Origin of the sequence: Sodalis-like endosymbiont of Proechinophthirus fluctus (assembly GCF_001602625.1) — a bacterium.
Lineage (GTDB): Bacteria > Pseudomonadota > Gammaproteobacteria > Enterobacterales > Enterobacteriaceae.
Window position 1 is genome coordinate 5,229 of sequence record NZ_LECR01000025.1, and the last position, 3,090, is coordinate 8,318.

At 53.3% G+C, this 3,090-nt stretch carries 3 protein-coding genes; all 3 read left to right on the forward strand.

Translation table 11 applies throughout. From position 1 onward, the window contains the following. The first annotated feature begins 94 nt into the window (after positions 1-94). A complete protein-coding gene (gene ubiE / locus BG74_RS03215) occupies positions 95-853 on the forward strand; it encodes a bifunctional demethylmenaquinone methyltransferase/2-methoxy-6-polyprenyl-1,4-benzoquinol methylase UbiE (protein WP_066596577.1) in 759 nt (252 codons plus the stop codon). Between the two features lie 24 nt (positions 854-877). Further along, on the forward strand, positions 878-1,477 hold the full coding sequence (locus BG74_RS03220; protein WP_244267216.1) for a ubiquinone biosynthesis accessory factor UbiJ: 600 nt from the start codon (positions 878-880) through the stop codon (positions 1,475-1,477). Then, positions 1,474-3,090 (forward strand): ubiquinone biosynthesis regulatory protein kinase UbiB (ubiB, locus tag BG74_RS03225; RefSeq protein ID WP_066596590.1); only part of this gene is annotated, 1,617 nt, incomplete at its 3' end. The genes BG74_RS03220 and ubiB, both read left to right, overlap by 4 nt.

Consider the following 3,090-nt stretch of genomic DNA (forward strand, 5'->3'; position numbering starts at 1 on the left):
AGTGTCCGCTGAGGGAGTAGTGACGCGCCGCGGTGGGGTGTTCACCACACATCTATTACACTTCTCTGGAAACTGATTGAGCAGGACGACGAACATGGCAGATAAAGACAAGTGTGAAACAACCCATTTTGGTTTCCACACCGTTGCGAAGGATCAGAAAGCGTTAATGGTAGCGGATGTCTTTCACTCCGTCGCGGCTAAATACGATCTCATGAATGATCTGATGTCCTTCGGCATTCACCGCATTTGGAAACGTTTCGCTATCCAGTACAGCGGCGTGCGTCGCGGGCAAAAGGTTCTGGATCTGGCGGGCGGCACCGGCGATCTGACCGCAAAATTTTCGCGGTTGGTGGGTGAAGAAGGAGAAGTGGTGCTGGCGGATATCAACGACTCTATGCTAAAGGTGGGGCGAGAGAAACTGTGCAACCGCGGGATTCTGGGCAACGTCAGCTATGTCCAGGCCAACGCGGAGGCGCTGCCGTTCGCGGACGATACCTTCGACTGCATCACCATTTCGTTTGGCCTGCGTAACGTGACCGAAAAAGAGCAGGCGCTGAAGTCGATGTACCGTGTGCTGAAACCCGGTGGGCGACTGCTGATCCTCGAGTTTTCTACCCCGTGCTTTAAGCCGCTGAACAAAGCTTATGATCTTTATTCCTTCCACATTCTGCCGTGCATCGGTGAGATAGTGGCCCGCGATGCTGATAGCTATCGCTATCTGGCGGAGTCAATCCGTATGCATCCAGATCAAGAAACGCTGAAGTCGATGATGCTGGAAGCTGGGTTCGACAGCGCCGAATATTTCAATATGACCGGTGGCATCGTGGCCCTGCACCGCGGTTATAAATTCTGATCGGGATATAACATTTTGTTGCTGATGCCGCTGATAAGCGTAACACTAGAAGCCGTGCTTAAACGATTGCTTTATCAAGATCTCGCCATGTCTTCAGCCATTAATAGTTTGAAAGATAAAGTTTTTCGGTTTGAATTGGCCGAATGGGAGACGCCAATTATTCTGGTATTCGGCGAGCGCCAGGTATATGTGCTTAATACGTGGGAGGACGCTGCGGATTGCACGGTGATCACCCGCCTTGCCATACTGCCGGCGCTGCTGGAACGCCAGAGGCTGACGCAGCTTATCAAGCTGGGCTTTCTTGAGGTGGAAGGCGATCCGCAGTGCTTACAGCAGTTCGCGGAGCTGCTGTATATGGCTGAATTCGACGCGGCAGAGCTGCTGGCGCCCTTGGTCGGCGATATTGCCGCTGAAGGCGCTACCCAAGCGGTAGCGTGCCGACTGACCGAGGCGCAGCGACTTTTTCGCACCGGCTATGGTCGGGTGACACAGGCGATTACCGACGAATGGCGCCTGGTACCTTCGGCATTGGAACTAGCGTGGTTTTGCGGCGAAGTAGATGATGTCACCCGGGCCTGTGAAAATCTGGCGGCTCGCTTGGATAAATTGGAGGCTAGAAGATGATATTCGGAGAGATCCGCCGCCTCTATCTGATTATTCGCGTCATGCTCAGTTACGGACTGGACGAGCTTATACCGAAAACGCGTTTGACGCTGCCACTGCGGCTGGGACGCAATTTGCTGCTCTGGATGCCGAACAACCATGAGCAGCGCATTCTGGGCGAACGTTTACGTCTGGCGTTACAGGAGTTGGGACCGGTATGGATTAAGTTCGGTCAACTGCTCTCGACCCGCCGCGATCTGTTCACGCCAGCCATCGCCGATCAGTTGGCGATGCTGCAAGACAGGGTGCAACCTTTTGACGGCGCCCTCGCTCGCGCGCATATCGAACGCTCGATGGGGCAGCCGCTAGAAAACTGGTTCGACGATTTTCAGCAGGAGCCTCTGGCTTCCGCCTCCATCGCGCAAGTGCATGCCGCACGACTGAAAAACGGCAAAGAGGTAGTAATCAAGGTAATCCGCCCGGATATTCTGCCTATGATTAAGGCAGATATGCAGCTAATGTACCGGCTGGCCAGTTGGGTGCCGCGTTTACTGCCGGACGGCCGGCGGTTGCGGCCGGTGGAGGTCGTTCTGGAATATGAAAAGACGTTGCTCGATGAGCTTAATCTGCTGCGCGAGGCGGCCAATACCATCCAGCTACGACGTAATTTCGAAGGTAGTCCGATGCTCTATATTCCGGAGGTTTATCCAGATTATTGCAGCGAAACCATGATGGTGATGGAGCGCATCTATGGCGTGCCGGTCAACGATGTGGTAGCACTGGAGAAGCAAGGCACCAACATGAAGCTCCTGGCGGAGCGCGGGGTCAAGGTCTTTTTTACCCAGGTTTTTCGTGATAGTTTTTTCCACGGCGATATGCATCCGGGCAACATTTTTGTCAGTTTTGAACATCCGGAGAATCCCCAGTATATCGGTATAGACTGTGGTATTGTTGGGTCGCTGAACAAAGAAGATAAGCGCTATCTAGCGGAAAATTTTGTCGCCTTTTTCAACCGCGATTATCGCAAAGTGGCGGAGCTGCACGTGGACTCCGGATGGGTGCCGCCGGACACCAATGTCGAAGATTTCGAGTTCGCTATTCGCACCGTCTGTGAGCCTATTTTTGAAAAGCCACTGGCGGAGATCTCATTTGGTCACGTACTGCTGAATCTCTTTAACACCGCGCGGCGGTTTAATATGGAAGTGCAACCGCAGCTGGTTTTGCTGCAAAAAACGCTGCTGTACATTGAAGGTGTCGGGCGGCAGCTTTATCCCCAGTTGGATTTATGGAAAACGGCCAAGCCCTTTCTGGAAGATTGGATCAAGGATCAGGTCGGTCTGCCGGCTATTCTGCGCGCGCTGAAGGAGAAGATTCCTTATTGGGCGGAGAAATTGCCCGAATTGCCCGAACTCGTCTATGACGGTTTCAAGCAGCATCGCTTGTTGCAGAAAAGTGTCGATCGCCTGTCAGTGGGAATGCAGGTTCATCAAGTGCGGCAAATCCAGTCCCGTTTTTTGTTCAGCATTGGCGCTACGCTGCTGCTCAGCGGCACGTTTTTAATGACGCAAAGCACTAATGATGGATCTCTGCCGGCCTGGCTCATGGCTGCCGGTATCATTAGTTGGATTATCGGC

What these genes read in the sequence shown, in the direction of transcription:
- ubiE (WP_066596577.1), top strand. Translation starts at nt 95, where the DNA reads ATGGCAGATAAAGACAAGTGTGAAACAACCCATTTTGGTTTCCACACC.
- BG74_RS03220 (WP_244267216.1), top strand. Translation starts at nt 878, where the DNA reads ATGCCGCTGATAAGCGTAACACTAGAAGCCGTGCTTAAACGATTGCTT.